Source organism: Achromobacter semiaridum, from assembly GCF_053543755.1.
Map to the genome: position 1 here is coordinate 1 of NZ_JBLVOL010000113.1, position 2245 is coordinate 2245.

Annotated in this window: 1 protein-coding gene; it reads right to left on the reverse strand. The window is 63.7% G+C overall.

The genetic code is table 11. From position 1 onward, the window contains the following. On the reverse strand, nt 1-2245 hold a 2245-nt coding region (locus ACNPP0_RS24250; protein ID WP_448707234.1), incomplete at both ends, for a hemagglutinin repeat-containing protein.

Genomic DNA, 2245 nt, shown 5'->3' on the forward strand with positions numbered 1-2245 from the left:
CACGCCTATACCGTCTTCGCTGTTCGCTGAGACCCCAATGCCGACGCTACCGCTGTAGCTCTTGTTCTTCGTGTGTTGTTCAAAGGTGTTCTGCGCAGCTTGCAGCAGAATGTCGCCATCTGCTTTGATGATGGCGTTGCTCCCTGCTGACAGGCGTGAACCTGTGACGGTGACGTCGGACGCGGAGCCGGCCCCCTTGGCGACGATGGTCAGGTCTTGGCCCGCTGCCACGGTAGATCCCAAAACGGAAGACGACGCGCGATCTGCCGTGCTTTGGCTCTTGCTCACTCCAAAGTTGATACTGACACTCACGCCGCCAGCGCTCTTGGGATCGGCCGCGACAGCGTCATAGGCGTTAGCCGCGGCAAGGCCGGTAGTCGCCAAAGCCAGCCCCTGCATCACCTTGTTATCGGTCCTCCCTGCTGCATCCCCCATTCTTCCCGCGGTCTGCATTGCGTCGACCAAAGGCGTGTTGGCGTTAATGCTCAACCCCGTCTGCTTGATCTCATGGAATTCCTTCTCTTTCGTGGTGTCCAGCGCCGCGCCGATGTTGACTTCCTTGCCGATCAGCGTGATGTCGCCCTGGCGCGCGATGACGTTGCTGCCCTTGATATTGAGAGCGCTGCCAGCGTTGATCAGCACATCGCCTTCGACGCTTCCGACGGTGCTGGCGTTGTGGAAAACCTTCTTGCTATCAAGCGAATCCGTCTGCTGACGGGTGCCATAGCTGAATCCGCCCATGGCGCCAAAGCCTGACTTCTTGACCATCTTGTAGTCGTAGCCGTCCTCGGCGTTCTGGCCGGCCAGAATGTTGACGTCGCGGTCGGCCGACATCACCAGATCCTTCTGCGCACCAACGTTCGAGCCTGCAACAGTCAGATCGCGTCCAGCCATCAGCACGGCGGTGTCGCCGGTGAAGGTAGTGGCCAGGGCCTGTTCCCAGTCAAGGGCCGTCTTGGTATGCGTGGTCTTCGAGGACAGGAAGCCACGGGTCTTGTAATGCGTTTCGTCGTAGGCCGAGCCGCTTTGCACGCCGGCGATCAAGTTGATGTCGCGGCCGGCGCCAACGGCCAACTGCTCACCGGCCGTGACATCCGCCGCCCGCGCATTAACGTCCTGCCCCGCGATCATCGTGACCTTGCCGTCCGCGTCGATGCTGGAACCGATCTCCTTGCTGGTGGCGAGGTCATGCCGATTCTTCTTGTTCAGCACCAGCGATTCGCCGTGGCTTTCCTCAAGCGTGGCCAGATTGATATCCCGGCCTGCCTGCACGCGCACGTCGTCCTTGGCGGCCACCTGTGCCGCCGTCAACGTCACGTCGCGACCCGCCTGCATGCTGAGGTTGCCGGCATCCACGCGCGAGACGCCCGAGAGGTACGAGCCCCAGGTCGCGCCGTTGTTTTCCGACGCCGCCGTCGAGGCCAGCGCGATGTCGCGCCCCGCCTTCAGCGTGACGGAATCGCCCTGAATCAGCGAGGCAAGGTTGGTCAGGTCTTCGCGCGCGGCCAGATCCACGACCGCCCCCTGCACCAAACCACCCGCCCGGTTGACGATATTCGACGCGCTCATCACCGTGGCATGGCGTGCGCCGATCGTGCCGCTGTTGACGATGTCGCCGTCGGCCGCAAGTTTGACGTCGCGGCCGGCCATCAATGTGCCGTCGCCCTTCAGGTCGCCTTTGCGCACAACCAGGTAGACCTTGGGCACCAGCACGGTATCGTTGCTGCCGTCCGGCAGGGTGACGGTTTGTTCGACCAGCCACACAAGATCGCTGGTCAGCCGGCGTTGTTGCTCATCGGTCAGCGCCACGCCGACCTGGACGTTGTTGGCCCGCGCGAACTTGGCGCCTTCCGCCATCAGGGCCTTGTATTGGCTGTCGTTGTCGCCGAAGCGGTCCAGGAACCGTAGTCCAGTCGTGGACAGGATTTGGTCAGATACGAGCTTTTGCTCGTAGAAGCCATCGCCCAGACGCTTGGGTTGGCCCGAGGGCGTCAGGAATTTGGCGCCGGAGGGCAACAGGGCGTCCCAGCCGGGCAGCCGCGCGCCGGACAGCGTCTTGCCGCCTTGCACGGCGTTGCCGGTAATGGTGCCGCCGCCGTCCAGCGCGGCGTTACCGACGTTGCTTGCAGCCGCGGCGTTCAGACGCTGCGCGTCCACGCTGGAAGCGGCGCCCACGGCAGGGCCTGCGGCCCCCTGCTGCGCGACGGCGCCGCCGCCGATGGCGGCTTGCACACGATCGGCGTCG